At 67.3% G+C, this 13,601-nt stretch carries 11 protein-coding genes; 2 read left to right on the top strand and 9 right to left on the bottom strand.

All coding sequences use genetic code 11. The annotated features are described in order from the left end of the window. The first annotated feature begins 125 nt into the window (after positions 1 to 125). On the top strand, positions 126 to 1,334 hold the full coding sequence (locus CGQ25_RS15790) for a cytochrome P450 (protein WP_208710793.1): 1,209 nt from the start codon (positions 126 to 128) through the stop codon (positions 1,332 to 1,334). 149 nt (positions 1,335 to 1,483) lie between these two features. Beyond that, positions 1,484 to 2,530: an ABC transporter substrate-binding protein gene (locus tag CGQ25_RS15785; protein ID WP_208710792.1), complete on the top strand. Its 1,047-nt coding sequence runs from the start codon at positions 1,484 to 1,486 to the stop codon at positions 2,528 to 2,530. 56 nt (positions 2,531 to 2,586) lie between these two features. Here the strand turns inward: CGQ25_RS15785 and CGQ25_RS15780 are convergent, their stop codons facing one another. The 9 genes from CGQ25_RS15780 to CGQ25_RS15740 all read right to left on the bottom strand — a co-directional run bounded on the left by CGQ25_RS15780 (position 2,587) and on the right by CGQ25_RS15740 (position 13,474). Then, positions 2,587 to 3,963 (bottom strand): MmgE/PrpD family protein, encoded by a 1,377-nt coding sequence (locus CGQ25_RS15780; protein ID WP_208710791.1) that lies wholly within the window; start codon positions 3,961 to 3,963, stop codon positions 2,587 to 2,589. Between the two features lie 301 nt (positions 3,964 to 4,264). Next, a complete protein-coding gene (locus tag CGQ25_RS15775; protein ID WP_208710790.1) occupies positions 4,265 to 5,437 on the bottom strand; it encodes an ABC transporter ATP-binding protein in 1,173 nt (390 codons plus the stop codon). A gap of 19 nt (positions 5,438 to 5,456) precedes the next feature. Then, entirely contained in the window at positions 5,457 to 7,214 is a 1,758-nt protein-coding gene (locus CGQ25_RS15770) for an iron ABC transporter permease (protein ID WP_208710789.1), read from the bottom strand. Between the two features lie 204 nt (positions 7,215 to 7,418). After that, entirely contained in the window at positions 7,419 to 7,940 is a 522-nt protein-coding gene (locus CGQ25_RS15765) for a flavin reductase family protein (RefSeq protein ID WP_189693643.1), read from the bottom strand. Between the two features lie 29 nt (positions 7,941 to 7,969). Then, positions 7,970 to 9,151, bottom strand: coding sequence for an acyl-CoA dehydrogenase family protein (locus tag CGQ25_RS15760; RefSeq protein WP_208710788.1), 1,182 nt, complete (start codon positions 9,149 to 9,151; stop codon positions 7,970 to 7,972). Between the two features lie 15 nt (positions 9,152 to 9,166). Next, complete coding sequence (locus tag CGQ25_RS15755) at positions 9,167 to 9,568, bottom strand: YciI family protein (protein WP_208710787.1); 402 nt, start codon at positions 9,566 to 9,568, stop codon at positions 9,167 to 9,169. A gap of 198 nt (positions 9,569 to 9,766) precedes the next feature. Further along, on the bottom strand, positions 9,767 to 10,999 hold the full coding sequence (locus tag CGQ25_RS15750; protein ID WP_208710786.1) for a multidrug effflux MFS transporter: 1,233 nt from the start codon (positions 10,997 to 10,999) through the stop codon (positions 9,767 to 9,769). Positions 11,000 to 11,043: 44 nt separating this feature from the next. Further along, entirely contained in the window at positions 11,044 to 12,249 is a 1,206-nt protein-coding gene (locus CGQ25_RS15745) for a cytochrome P450 (protein WP_208710785.1), read from the bottom strand. Between the two features lie 175 nt (positions 12,250 to 12,424). Continuing rightward, complete coding sequence (locus CGQ25_RS15740; protein WP_208710784.1) at positions 12,425 to 13,474, bottom strand: ABC transporter substrate-binding protein; 1,050 nt, start codon at positions 13,472 to 13,474, stop codon at positions 12,425 to 12,427. Positions 13,475 to 13,601 lie beyond the last annotated feature (127 nt).

Genomic DNA, 13,601 nt, shown 5'->3' with positions numbered 1-13,601 from the left:
GCTAGTTAAATTTCACAATGATGTGATAGCCGAGAACCGCCTCGCCGACACCAGGTGACGGCGGGGCGGCCGGGAAGGAAGACTGCACGTTGACAGCACACGACTACACGAGCCGACTGACCACCGTGGATGAATCCGACTTCGATCCGATGACGCCGGAATTCATCTCGCGTCCCGTCGAAGCGCTCGACGATCTCCGCGCAACCCGCCCGGTCGCCCACTCGACCAACTGGGGTGGATTCTGGGCGCTGCTGAATCGCGACGACGTGGTCGCCGCGGGCCGGAACCACGGCCAGTTCCGCAACTTCCCGCGGCACGTCGTCCCGGGCAACCTGACGAGCAACACCCGCCCCCTCATGCACGTCGACCAACCGGAGCACACGGTCTATCGCACGCCCATCCAGGAGGTGCTCAACTCGGAAGCACTCCGCGCGGAGGTCGTCGATGTCGTCCGGGCCCGCGCCCGCACCCTCGTCGCGGAACTGGTCGCGAACGGCTCGGGCGACCTCTGCCGTGGCTACGCCCAGCCCCTGATGGGGCAGGCCATCGTATCCGTCTTCCACATCGAGGACGTGACGGGGGACGAGTTCGACGACGTCGTCCACGAGTACACGACGTCGGGCCAGAGCGCCGCCGTCGTCGGCCGTGACGAGGACCGCGACAAGATGTTCGCCTACAACCGCTGGATGGAGGATGTCGCACAGCGACTCCTCGACGATCGCCGGCTCGCGCCCCGTGACCCGGCGACCGATCTGGCGACCGCCCTCGTGGCACTGGAGGCGGACGGACGCGCGCCGGACGAGGCGAAGCTCATCGGTGCGCTGCGCCAGCCGTTCGTCATCGTGTGGCTCGCGACCTCGCACGCGCTCGCCAACATGTTCCTCCGGCTCCTCACCGACCGGGGCCTCCAGCGTCGCCTGCGGGAGGAGCCTGATCTGATCGCCGCGTCGGTCGACGAGTTTCTGCGCATGGACCAGCCTCAGCTGGGCTTCGCGCGGACTGCGAGCGAGGAGATCGAGATCGGCGGCCGCACGATAGAGGCCGGCGCTCCGGTCGCCCTTGTCTTCCCCGCGGCCAACCGCGACCCGAAGTACTTCGACGACCCGCACACCTTCCGCATCGGTCGCTCGCCGAATCCCCACCTGGCCTTCGGCGTAGGGATCCACTCCTGCCCGGGCCACAAGATCGCCAAGGCGATCGTGGAGGTGGCGCTCACCGAGCTCATCACCGGCACGGGCGACCTCGACCTGAGCGTGGACCGCGCGGACCTTCCGCTCGAGCACTGGCCGTTCCACGCTCCGCTGGCTCTGCCCACCGGGGTCGGCGCGCCCTAGCGGGCGTCTGCGGCACTCTGCCGCCAACGCCGCCGTCCGCCGCGCTCGCCCCGCCACGGCCTGTCCGTCCGCGGGCATCCGAGCGCGCCCGAAATCCTGTCCATGCAGGGTAGACGTCGACCCTGCCTTCACCCAGACGAAGAGGTCTCATGAAGTACGCACGCTCGGCATCCATCATGCTGCTCGCGGTCGCATTGGCCGTCACCGGCTGTTCGGCGTCGCCTGCCGCCCCCACGGCCGCTCATACGGCCGCCGCCACGCTCGAAGACCTCGTTGCCGCAGCGCAGAAGGAGGGCTCCGTCCGGGTCTACTCCGCGCTGTCGGAAGGCGACCAGAAGAAGCTCGCCGCAGGATTCCAGGAGAAGTACGGCATTTCGGTCGAATCCCTGCGTCTCGGCGGGACGACCCTGCCGACCCGGTTCGAGTCGGAGACGGCGGCGGGAAGTCCGTCGGGTGACGTCCTGCTCTCCACCACGCTCGACTTCCTCCTCAAGGCGACCGACGAGGGTGCGCTCGTCCCCTTCACGGACAGCGGCGTCCCCGCGATGCTGAACGGCCTCCCCCCAACCGCCGAGCTCAACCAGTACGCCGGCATCCCTATGTTCCAGGTGCTCTCGACGGGGTTCATCTACAACACCGGCATGGTGTCGCCGGCCGACATCCCGACCTCCTGGCAGGACCTCGTCGCCTCCCCGCTCGCGGGCAAGACCTGCGCCGTGTCCCCGGACACGTCCGAGTCCCTGATGGTCTTCATGGCGTCGCTGCGGAACGCCGGAGGGGACGGCGTGCTGTCCAAGCTCGGCTCGAAGATCGCGCGGTGGTACCCCAGCGTCATCCCCATGAACGAGGCGGTCGCCTCCGGGGAGTGCGCTCTCGGCCTCAACAGCGCGGAGTTCTTCGCCCACGCGATGAAGGCCAAGGGCGCGGCGGTCGAGTTCGCCGCGGCCCCAACCGCCGTCTACCCGGTCGTCGGCGTCGCGGTCGCCGGCGCGGCGCAGCACCCGAACGCCGCGCGCCTCTTCATGCTCTACAGCCTTTCGTCCGAGGGTGGCGCCACGGTCAACGACGTGTCGATCGGATCGTATGGGGCGATGGACGCCGAGAAGTACCCCGCCGGGTTCTCGGTGCTCAGCCCCGCCGACCAGAAGGCAGCGCTGGGGGAGTCCGCGGACATCATGAAGCTGCTCGGCCTCTGAGCCGGACCGACGAAGGCCGTGCCCTGAACCAGGGCACGGCCTTCGTCGTTGTCGGGTCAGTCGACGAGCAGGTCGACGAGCGTCGTCACATCGGCAACCCCCACGAGTTCGTCTACCACGCGACGCACCTGCTCGGCTCGCTCGTCGCCGAGCACGGGCGCAGCAAGCGTCGTGTACTTCTCGTCCAGCTCGGTCTTGGTCAGCTGGTTGTCGCCGCGGCCGCGGGCGTGGTCGAGCACCGCGGTTCGCTCTTCTCCGCCGGCCAGTCGGACACGGACGTCGGACGTGAACCGCCGCGCGAAACCGTACTCCTCGTTCGCCGTCACAGTGACCTTGTCCATGACCTTGACGAACTCCGGGTCCGCGAGGCGGTCAGGGATCGTGCCTTCGGCGGTGTCCCCGATCGCGACGACGCTGCCGCAGCGCAGGGCGCTCGCGATGAGGTAGCGCAGGTTGAACTTCGCTGCCGTGCTCGTCGTGATCCCGTCTGCCGGCCCGCCGACGGTCTGCGCGCCGAACGGGAACAGTCCCACGTCAATCCGCTCGATGCGGTCCATGTCCGTCACGTCCCGCGTCAGGTCCAGCACGCTGTCGAGCGCGGAGTGGGAGAACCCACAGGCCGCGTGGCGCTTGCGATCAGGCCGCTGCAGCTCCCACCGCGTGCCGAGGTCGCGGGTGAACTCATCCGCATTCCACACCTCCGCCGCGCCCGGGAGCCAACCGCCCCGTGGGCTGAAGAACGAATCGGGCGCCGCGGTGAGACCGTGCGCCGCGTACGTCGCCGCGGTGTAGCCGCAAGCGCTGGGCCAACCGCTGAACAGCATGGGCTTGAGCTCGCTGCCGCGCATCACCGTCACGTCCAGAGCGGAGGCGATGAGGTTGAAGGACACGTTTGCGGTGTCGAGCATCGTCTGCGGGTCCGCGCCCATGAGACGCGCGGCCGTGAACGCGCTGCCGAACGTGTTGAGTGGCGACGTCATCCCCACCGGGAACTCGCTGGCCGGCCTCTTCGCGTCGTAGTACACGTCGTGCAGACGGCGGGCTGTCTCGGCGCCGACGACGACGGCGACGAGCACATCGGCACCGTTCACCCCGTGGTGCTCGCCGTAGGCAAGGGCCAGTGGGATATTGGCCTCGTTCGCGTGCACGGACACGTTGTCGGCAAGTTCGGTGAGGCTCGAGGTGAACGCATTGATCCGTGCCGCCGCGGGGACGGAGAAGCGATCGCCGCGCACCAGCACGCGCGCCTGGCGGGAGTCGTCCATCGTCCGCTCCGCCGCGATGAGACGGGTGACGGCGTCGTCGCGCGACGCCGCGACGGTGACGCCCAGCAGGTCGAGGACACACCACGCGGCCTGCGTGAGGACTTCGTCCGGGATATCGTCGATGGTGAGCGTCGCCGCCCATTCCGCGAGATCGCGGAGCTGCGTCATAGTCACAGTTCTTCCTCCTCACGACGCCGCGGGCGCTGCCCCGGGGTGGGGCTGCCGCTAGCGTCTCGTCAGCGGTTCCGCGCCAGTTCAGGCGCTGCTCGGGGACTGGTCATCTGCTGGATGGCCTCGGCCGCCGCGCGATATCAGCACGAGCGGCACCGCGATCAGCGTGGATGCCGCGACGACGCGTCGGCGGTGTCCCGGCACGAGCGCCGGAACACCGCCTTTCTTCCCGTGGACGGCGGTCAGCGGGGCCTGGAGGCCGCCCACCGCCCGCCCTCGGAGGCCGTCGCGCGGGGAGTCAGCCCTGCGGGAAGGCGAACACGTGGCGCGGGGCTACCTGAACCCAGACATCCGTGTCCAGCGGGGCGTCGAAGTCGACCTCCACGCGGGCTTGGTAGATATTGTGGTCGTGCGTCAGCACCGCCTCGGCGTGCGTGCCGGCGTGCATGATCTTGCGCAGGCACATCCGCCACGTGTTCTCGCCGACCGGACGCTCGGTGTGGATGCGCACGTGCTGCGGACGGAACATGACGTCGACCGCCTGTCCGGGCTCGACGTCATCCGACGGTCGTGCGCTCACGGTGCCGAACGCGCTCTCCAAGGTCACCGCGGTTGGCGTGGCCGACGTCACGGTGCCCGGGAGCGAGTTGCTCGATCCCACGAAGGCCGCCACGTAGCTGCTCGAGGGGTTCTGGTAGATGTCCTGAGGGGCGCCGACTTGCGCGATGCGTCCGCCGTCGAGCACAACGATGCGGTCCGCGAGCTCCATCGCGTCCTCCTGGTCATGCGTCACGTAGACCGCGGCGAAACCGTATTTGCCCTGGAGGCTCGCGAGTTCGACGCGCAGATCTTTGCGGACCTTCGCGTCGACGTTCGAGAGCGGTTCGTCGAACAGCACGAGGGCGTTGCCGTCGACGAGCGCGCGGGCGAGTGCGACGCGCTGCTGCTGGCCACCGCTGATGTGGTGCGGGTACTGCGTGAGCAGGTCAGCGATGCCGACGACTCGCGCGATCTCGTCGACCGCGGTCGCCGTCTCCGCCTTGGACATGCCACGGCGCCGGCTCTTCAGCGGGAAGGCGATGTTGTCGAACACGGTCATGTTCGGCCACAGCGCGTACGACTGGAACACCATGCTGATGCCGCGGCGACGCGTCGGAATGTCGATGCCCAGTTCGGCGCTGAACATGGGCTGGCCGTTGATCTCGATGGTGCCCTCGCTGGCGCTCTCGAGGCCGCCGATGCAGCGCAGCAGCGTCGTCTTGCCGCAGCCGGACGGACCCAGCAGGACGATGAACTCGCCGGGCGCGATCGACAACGAGATGTCGTCGACGGCAGTGACGATCTGGCCGTTCGCACGGGTGAACTGCTTGCGCAGGCCCTGGATGGCCAGCAGGGGCTGGTCAGGGGCGGCGGCGGACCAGCCGGCGGTCGTGGTCGTCATCGGCGTCTTGGTGATCGGTTCAGTGGTCATGGCAGCACGGATCCTTTGACTAACGCTTTCGAGAACGGGTGGTGGAGGCCTGGGTCCACCGGCTGCTCCGGCGGCCGATCCAGACCGCGCCGAGCACGGTGATGGAGGAGACGACGGCGAGCGTGAAGGACAGGGCCGAGGTAGTTGCGTATGATCCGTACCTGCTCTGTTCCAGGATCTGGAAGCCGATCACCGGGTTGTTGGCGCCGGAGAGCATCGACGACGCCGTGAGGTCGCCCACCGAGCGGACGAACACGGCGGCCCAGGCCCCGACGAGGCCGGGGATGAGGAGTGGGAAGATGACGCGGAAGAACGTGCGGCTCTCGCTCGCCCCGGACATCCGTGCGGCCTCCGTGAGTGAGTTGCCCACGCCGGCAACGGCGGCATCCGCCGACACCGAGGCGTTCGGCAGGCTCAGCGTTGTGTAGGCGATCAAGAGGATGGTAAGCGTTCCGCCAAGGTGGAACGGGGCGCCCGTGAACAGCAGCACCATGCCGACCACGAGCACAACGGTTCCGAGCGTCGCGGGCAGCTTGATGCCCGCGTCAACAAGTCGGCCCGTGAAGGAACCGGCCCGCGCGACGTAGAGGGCGATGATCGCCGCGATGAGCACCACGATCGTCGACGTGAGCAGGCCGAGGCCGAAGCTGTTCCGCAGACCCGCGAGTGTGTACGGGTTCGAGAAGATCTTCGCGAACTCATTGAAGGTCAGTCCCTCAAGCGAGATCCCGCTGCGCCACGTGCCTGCGAGGGAGACGTAGATCAGTGCGAGTGCCGGCAGCAGGATCGTGACGGCGGAGTACACGATAACCAACATGCGCGCCGGCGTACGCCACCTTCCGAGGTCCACCGGAGCAGTCTTGGCACCCTTGCTTCCGACCGTCGCGTGCTTGCTCGCACGGAGGATGCGGGACTGGATGAACCACGCGATGAGCACGACGGCCGTGATGATGAGGCTGAGGCCGACCGCACCTGGCCGGTTTGCGGGATATGAGAACGCGAGGAGCTGGACGATCCGCGAGGCGAGGACCTCGATCCGCGCCCCCGTGCCGATCATCAACGGGATGTCGACCATCGAGAAGGAGACCCAGATCCAGAGGAACGCGCCGGCCCCCATTGCTGGGAGGACCGCGGGGAGCGTGACCCGGAACATCGTCCGGATCGGACCGGCGCCGAACATGCGCGCTGCCTCCTCCAACCCCGAGTCCATCATTCGGAGCGCGGGCGCGATCATCATGTACGTGAACGGCACGCCGTAGACGGAGAAGACGATGATGAGACCGGCCCAGCTGTAGATGTCCAGTAGCGGTGCGGCGTCGATGACGCCGAAGAGCGAGAGGAACCCGCGCCATGCCTGGTTCACGTACCCGGCCTTGGGCGCGAACAGCAGGATGTAGCCGAGCGATCCTGCCACGGGCGGGAGCAGGAAGCTCATCAGCGGCAGGATGTCGGAGAAGATTCCCATCCGGGCGTTCGTCCGCTCATTGAGCCACGCAAGGCCGCCGCCGATCAGGGAGGCAATAATCGTGCTGGCGCTCGTGATGATCGCAGTCGCGCCGACGAGCTGCCACGTGCGCGGATCGGTGAGAACGGAGACCGCGGGCGACCCTTGGGCAACGAACATGCTCACGATCACTGTTCCGACGGACGCCACAGTGATCGCGATCATGACGAGTGCGAGGGTCAGGGACATCGCGGCGAAGGGGGATGGGGCGCGGAAGCGCCTGGGCCGCACGGAGCGGATCCCGGCGCCGGCCACCGTCGACGTGTCAATCATCAGCACCTGCCGCGTGAGTGCTCGTGCCGGTTTGGGAAAGGAGCGTCTTCATCAGTGACCTCTTTGTCGTTGTGAAAGAAATTCTCAGCTAGTGATGCCTAGGTGGCACCACGGCTGTTCTCCCGGCGTTTAGGGTATCTACCGCAGTTATCTAGCGCAATAGTTGCCTATTTACTAGAACCTCTGGATGCGGTAGCCGAGCGGTCACCACCACCCGCCGGCCACGTTCCAACGTGCCGTCCACTCGCCCATGTCAGACAGCGCGTGGTAGCTGCCGCCATGGAAGATGAGCGGATCGCCCGAGACGTGCTCCGCCGTCGTGACCTCGCCCACGAACAGGACATGGTCGCCGACCACGTGTCGGTCCACCACTTTCGCCGCAATGTGGGCGATGGCGCCCCGGATGAGCGGGATGCCGTCGATCTCGACGAACGGCTCCTCGAGGCCCTCCGCAGGGCGACCCGCAAAGTGCCTGCTGAGGAACGCCTGCTCGAAGCCGAGCACGCTCACGCCATAGGCGCCTGCCGCGTCGATCGAGCCGATCATCTTGGATTCGCAGCGCACCGAGATGACCACGAGCGGCGGCTCCAGGGACACCGACATGAAGCCGTTGGCCGTCATGCCGTGCGTTTGACCCTCGGACTGTGTAGTGATCACGGTCACCCCGGTCGCGAAGCGACCCATGACGTCGCGGAAGCGACGTCGGGTCTCCGTATCTGCCGTCATGCCCTCACCCCTGTCTTCTTCCGCAGGCCTCAGTAGCTGAGGTTCTGCGGGGCACGGCCCATGCCCAGAGCGAGCCGGCCGTAGTGGTCGTAGTTGGTCTCTGGATTGAGCGAGATGTGCGTGCTCGCGAAGTGCACGTCACGCCATGCGCGCTGGATCGGATGCGAGGCTCCGAACACGGCCGAGCCGCCGATGGCGACGAGCGCGTCGATCGCCTCGACCGCGAGCTCCACGGCCCGGGAGTAGTCACGCATCGCACGCGCGCGGTCGTCCTCGGTCGGTCGGACCGGTCCGATCGCTGTGTCGAGGATGCGGCGCAGCATCAGCTCCGCCGCATCGATGCTGGCGGCGGCGCGCGACAGCTTGACGCGCACGCTCGTGAAGTCGCGGACCGCCGCACCGCCGGCCGCGACGCGGCTGGCAGTCCAGGCGACGAACTTCTCGTACACCCCGCGCGCGGCGCCGAGGATCGGCACGGAGAACGTCAGCGACGAGTACGACTTGAACGGCAGCGCGTACATCGGGTTGTCGTGCACCTTTGAGCCGGGGGATACGCCCTCGTTGAGGTCCGCATAGGCGAGCACGCGGTGCTCGGGGACGAAGACGCCCTCCGTCACGATCGTGTTGCTGCCGGTGCCCCGCATGCCGACGACGTCCCAGGTGTCGAGCACCTCGTAGTCGCTCACCGGCATGAGGAAGAAGCGCCAGTCCGGACCGGGACCGGACCCCGGCACGAAGCCGCTCACCATGGCCCACGTGCTGTTGTTGATCCCGCTCGTGAACGGCGAACGGCCGGTCACGCGGTAGCCGCCCTCGACCGGCTCGATCTTGCAGACGGGCGCGATGGAGGCTGCGATGACGACATCGGGTCCGTCCCTCCACACCTCCTCCTGCGCCGCGAGCGGGAACTGCGCGATGTAGTGGGGGTGGTGCATCGCGAGGCTGGCGATCCACGCGGTGGACATGTCCGACTTGGCGATCTCGTGGACGATCTCGAACCAGGTTTCGAGGCCCAGCTCCGCGCCGCCGAAGGCGGCAGGAACGAGGACCCTTGCGACGCCGGCCTCAACGAGGGCGGCCACGATCTCGGCCGGGACGCTGCGGTCGCGGTCGCCTTCGGCGGCCCGCTCCGCGATCGTGGGGATCAGTGCCTTGACGCGGTCGATGACCGCCTCGGCTGTGACGTCCCGCTGTGCGCTTGCAGTGGTCATGATGCTCCTTGCCGCCTAGTCGTTGAGGTGTGCGGGGTACTGCGGCGCGCCGTCCAGCCCGCCGCGCTGAGTTGAGAAGTCGAGGGAGACGTTGATGCGTCCCTGGTTGAGGGCCCATTCGTCGATCGTGAAGACGCGTACGCCGTGCTTGTGGAGCGGCTCTTCGGCCGCCAGCCTGGTGGCCTCGGCGAGGCTGGCCGCCCGGAGGATGTACAGCGCGCGTGGGGTGGGTTTGCCCTCGCGCTTGTAGGGTCCCGCCGCGAAAAGGACGCCGTTGCGCTCCCATTCGGTGAGGCGGCGGAGGTGCTCCTCGAGGTATGCGACGCCAGCCGCAGGGTCGACACCCTCGGCGGGCTCGCTGTGTACGACGTAGAGCGTGCGTCCGAGCGTGCCGGAAAGCATGTGCTTCGCTTCCATGTCACTCCGTTGTCGAGATAGATGCGTTGGGTCCGGTTGGAGGTTCCGCACGTCCCACAGACATCTTGGCATGAAAAGAACTAATGCGCTACTGATAAGGACCGGGATGTCATCTTAATAGGCGATATTTCGGTTGAAAGCTCTGATGACAGCCGCGAGTGTGTACTAGAAATCTGCGTTAGGCGGAATGCGCCGGGCTCAGGCTGCGACCGGGTCCGGGTCGGCTGGCAAGCCCCGCCTGGCCCGCATCGCTATGCCGATCCACCACGCCCCGACCGCTGTCACGAGCATGGTGAGGGCCATCGAGAGCGCGCTGACGCCGGCAAGCGACACGAGCGGCGGCACGAGGGCCGCCACGCCGAACTGGCATGCTCCCAGCAGCGCGGCCGCCGAACCCGCGGCGTGTGGGAACGGTGCGAGCGTCAACGCGGTGATGTCGGCGTTCGAGGCGCCCGCGGCCAGCGGGACGAGAAGCACGGCGACGATCACGAGTGACAGTGGCGCATGCAGCACGACCGCCACGAGGTATGCGACCGATCCGACGAATGCGATCGTGAGCAGGAAGCGCAGCACGGTCTCCGGCCTCCATCTGCGTAGCAGCAGCACGTTCGACTGGTTCCCGAGCGCCATCATGAGCGCGGCGACGCCGAACAGCATGCCGAACTGCTGGGCGGTCATCCCGAAGTCGTCGACGAAGACGAACGGGCTCATGATGACGAACGTGAAGTACATCGCCGACTGCACGACGCCCAGGGCGGCGAACGACAGGAAGTAGTAGGGCGCGCGGAAGAATCCATGGATCACGGCGAGCTGAGCGCGCAGATCATTGTTCTGCCGACGCTCGACGAGCAGAGTCTCCCGCATGAACAGCACGCCCATGGACATTACGACGGCGCCGAACGCCGCCAGGGCGAGGAACAGGCCGCGCCAGTCCGTGAACAGGAGGAGCTGTCCGGCGAGGGATGGCGCGACCACGGGAGCGAGTGCGGTCACCATCGACATCTGCGAGAGCACGCGGGCCGTCGCCTGCCCCGCGTAAGAGTCCCGCACGACGGCCCGGGTGATCACCCACACCGCCCCGCCGCAGACCCCCTGCAGCGCCCGGAAGACAATGAGCGTCGCGATGTCGGGTGCGAAGGAGCACAGCACCGTCGTCGCGATGTAGGCCACGAGGCCGAGAATGAGCGGCGCGCGGCGACCGTGCCGGTCGCTGAGTGGACCAACCATGAGAAGACCGACCGCGAGTCCCGCGAACCCCGCGGAGAGGGCGAACTGCGCACCGGACAGGCTGGTGTGTAGATCGTCCGCTAGTTCTGGAAGGGCCGGGAGGATGAACACGCTGGTGAGGGGCGAGAGCCCCGACAGGGCGGCGAGGAGAATGAACCCCCCGACGCCCAGCCCGTGCCCCCCGTGTGCCTGGCGCGAGTTCACCGCGCGACGGCGGGATGCGCCAGCGTCGCGAGGCAGGCCACGGTCTACCGCGCCTGGACCGTCGCGGGAAGGGACAGCGACGCTCGGAAGGGCCAGTGCTCGTTCGGAACCTCGGAGACCGGGATCGAGAGCTCGAAGTCCGCGGTGCCCGCAAGGAGTTCCTCGATTGCGGTCTGCACCAATCCCCGTGCGATGCTCCTGCCCGGGCAGCTGTGGATGCCGTGGCCGAACGCGAGGTGCGGGTTCGGAGTGCGGCCGATCATGAACGTCTCCGGGTCCTCGAATGCCTCGGGGTCGCGGTTGCCCGCCGGGAAGACGAGCGCGATCGCGGAGCCGGCCGGGATGCGGCGTCCGCCGAACTCGAGGTCGACGGTGCTGGAGCGGGCGAAGCCGATCTGCGGCTGGTCCATGCGGAGGAACTCGTCGACCGAGTCGGCGATGAGCTCTGGCTCGGCCCGCAGCTTCGCTGTGAGCCCGTGGTCGGTGAGGAGTCGCCGGAAGATGTTCGTCAGCGTGTGCGCGGTGGCCAGCCACACGATGACGAGGGGCTGCCGCTGCGCGCCGAGAACCTTCTCCTCGTCGACGAGGATGCCGGCCTCCTGCGCTTGGACGAGCGCCGTGGCGAGGTCGGTCGACGGGTCTCGCGGGTTCTCCCTGCGGTCGTCGAGGAGGTTCTTCGTGATGCTGAACATCCTGGCGCTCGCGTCCTGGGCGAGCTGCGCCGCACGCACCTGGCCTCCGATGACGTAGTCGCGGATGGTCCGGTCCATCTCGTCGCCCGTGACCTCTTCGATGTTGAAGATCGATGTGATTGCGAAGCCCATCAGCGGATCTGCGTACTCGGTGGCGAGGTCACCCGTGCCTTCCGAAGCGATCTTCGCGACGAGCTCCTTGGCGCGCTGACGCACCTCGGACACCACCCGGTCACGGAGTTCGTCACTTCCGAGGACCTTCTGGATGACGTCCTTGTAGATCGTGTGCTCTGGTTGGTCCGAGTGCATGAGCGGGCGGGTGTTGCCGGCAAGCCCGTGCGGCACGGTATGCAGGATCGAGTTGATCAGCTGCTCATGGTTGCGCGCCGCATTGACGAGGTCGGCACGGCGCGTGAGCGCCCAGAATCCCCCGAACTGCGAGGAGTACGCGACGGGCGATTCTTCGCGCAGCCGCTTGAGCTCCCTGTGCTGGTCCGCCGTGAACTCGTCGGCCATCGGGTCGAAGTCGGATTCGGGCGAAATTGTCTCTTGGTCCATCATGTGTGCCTCCGCAGGCGTCGTCGATCACGGGAACTGAGGTCAAGCTAACGCACTTTATCTCTTCTTACAACGGAATGAGACCGGCGCGGACGGCCTCTGGGGCGCGCCGCGCGGGCACGATCGTGGCGACAGCTGGACCGTGCCCGCGAGGGTCGTCACGCCGAGTCTCGGATCAGAGACCGAGAGCCTTGATGACGTCCGGCGTAGCCTCATGCACGCGCTGGAAGTCGTCCGGCGTCGGAGCCGAGAACCCGGCTGGCAGGCGGGCCATGTCCCAGGGTCCGATCGAACCGGTGTCCGGGTTGTTCAGGACCGCGTTTCCCTCCTTGCTGAGGAGGTATTCCATGAACAGGCGTGCGGCATTCGGGTGCTCCGCCTTCGCCGCGACGGCCGCGGAGACGAGCGGCGGGACGCTGGAGGGTGCCGTGGCGAACTCGACCTTCGCCCCGTTGCCCTGCATGCCTGCGACGAAGAACTTCGCGCTGAACAGGCCCAGCTGGCATTCGCCCACCGCGACGGCCTCGTTCATTGCGATGACGTTCGGGTACCACCGACCGATGTTCTCGCCGAGCTTCTTCAGGGCGTCGGCCCCTTCCTTCTGGCCGACGGACCAGAAGGAGTGGGCGACGTTCACGGACGTGCCCGGGTCGACGGCGCAGTACCGGCCCTTCCAGCTAGGGTCTTCCAGCGCCGACCATGTCGTCGGAATCTCGCTCTTCCTCACCTTGTCCGTGTTGTAGATGAAGCCCGTGTCGAGTACCTGCACGCTCGGCGCGTCGTAGTCGCTGAAGACGGCTTCCTTGGGGAGGTCGAGAAGGTCGGCCACGCCCGACTTCGAGTACGCGACCACCGAGCCGGCCTTCGCGGCGGTCGCGAGGTACTGCACGTCGACCACGACGATCATGTCTGCGCTCGGGGTGTGGGCCTGGGTCTCGGTGTCGAACCGCTGCGCGAGGGTGTTGCCGCCGAGGCGCAGGGCCTCGACCGTGATGCCGTACTTCTTCTGGAAGTCATTGGAGAGGGCCGTCATTGACGCCTCCGGGATCTGCCCGTAGATGCGCAACGTGCCTTCCTTCTTGGCGGCCGCGACGAGCGCGTCCAGGTTTCCGGCCTCGACGGCGGCCGCGGTGCTCGCGGGCGTCTCTGCCGCGGCAGTGCCGCAAGCCGTGAGGGCGAGCAGCGCGACCACGCCGACGCCGATGGCGGACAGGATCTTGTTCATGGTGACTTCCTTGTCAGATCATGCAATTGTTTGTGACTCTCATACGACTCCGCGGGGACGACTTGGGCGTCGTTTGGTGCCCGGGAGAAGACTTGGGGCGATGAATACGAAGGTATCGGCTCTAGCT

The sequence above is a fragment of the Sinomonas sp. R1AF57 genome (assembly GCF_002224485.1).
Taxonomy (GTDB): Bacteria; Actinomycetota; Actinomycetes; order Actinomycetales; family Micrococcaceae; genus Sinomonas; species Sinomonas flava.
Note: the sequence above shows the minus strand (reverse complement) of the source record. Positions and strands in the feature narration are given on the sequence as shown.

What these genes read in the sequence shown, in the direction of transcription:
- CGQ25_RS15785 (WP_208710792.1), top strand. Translation starts at nt 1,484, where the DNA reads ATGAAGTACGCACGCTCGGCATCCATCATGCTGCTCGCGGTCGCATTG.
- CGQ25_RS15780 (WP_208710791.1), bottom strand. Translation starts at nt 3,963, where the DNA reads ATGACGCAGCTCCGCGATCTCGCGGAATGGGCGGCGACGCTCACCATC.
- CGQ25_RS15775 (WP_208710790.1), bottom strand. Translation starts at nt 5,437, where the DNA reads ATGACCACTGAACCGATCACCAAGACGCCGATGACGACCACGACCGCC.
- CGQ25_RS15770 (WP_208710789.1), bottom strand. Translation starts at nt 7,214, where the DNA reads ATGATTGACACGTCGACGGTGGCCGGCGCCGGGATCCGCTCCGTGCGG.
- CGQ25_RS15765 (WP_189693643.1), bottom strand. Translation starts at nt 7,940, where the DNA reads ATGACGGCAGATACGGAGACCCGACGTCGCTTCCGCGACGTCATGGGT.
- CGQ25_RS15760 (WP_208710788.1), bottom strand. Translation starts at nt 9,151, where the DNA reads ATGACCACTGCAAGCGCACAGCGGGACGTCACAGCCGAGGCGGTCATC.
- CGQ25_RS15755 (WP_208710787.1), bottom strand. Translation starts at nt 9,568, where the DNA reads ATGGAAGCGAAGCACATGCTTTCCGGCACGCTCGGACGCACGCTCTAC.
- CGQ25_RS15745 (WP_208710785.1), bottom strand. Translation starts at nt 12,249, where the DNA reads ATGGACCAAGAGACAATTTCGCCCGAATCCGACTTCGACCCGATGGCC.
- CGQ25_RS15740 (WP_208710784.1), bottom strand. Translation starts at nt 13,474, where the DNA reads ATGAACAAGATCCTGTCCGCCATCGGCGTCGGCGTGGTCGCGCTGCTC.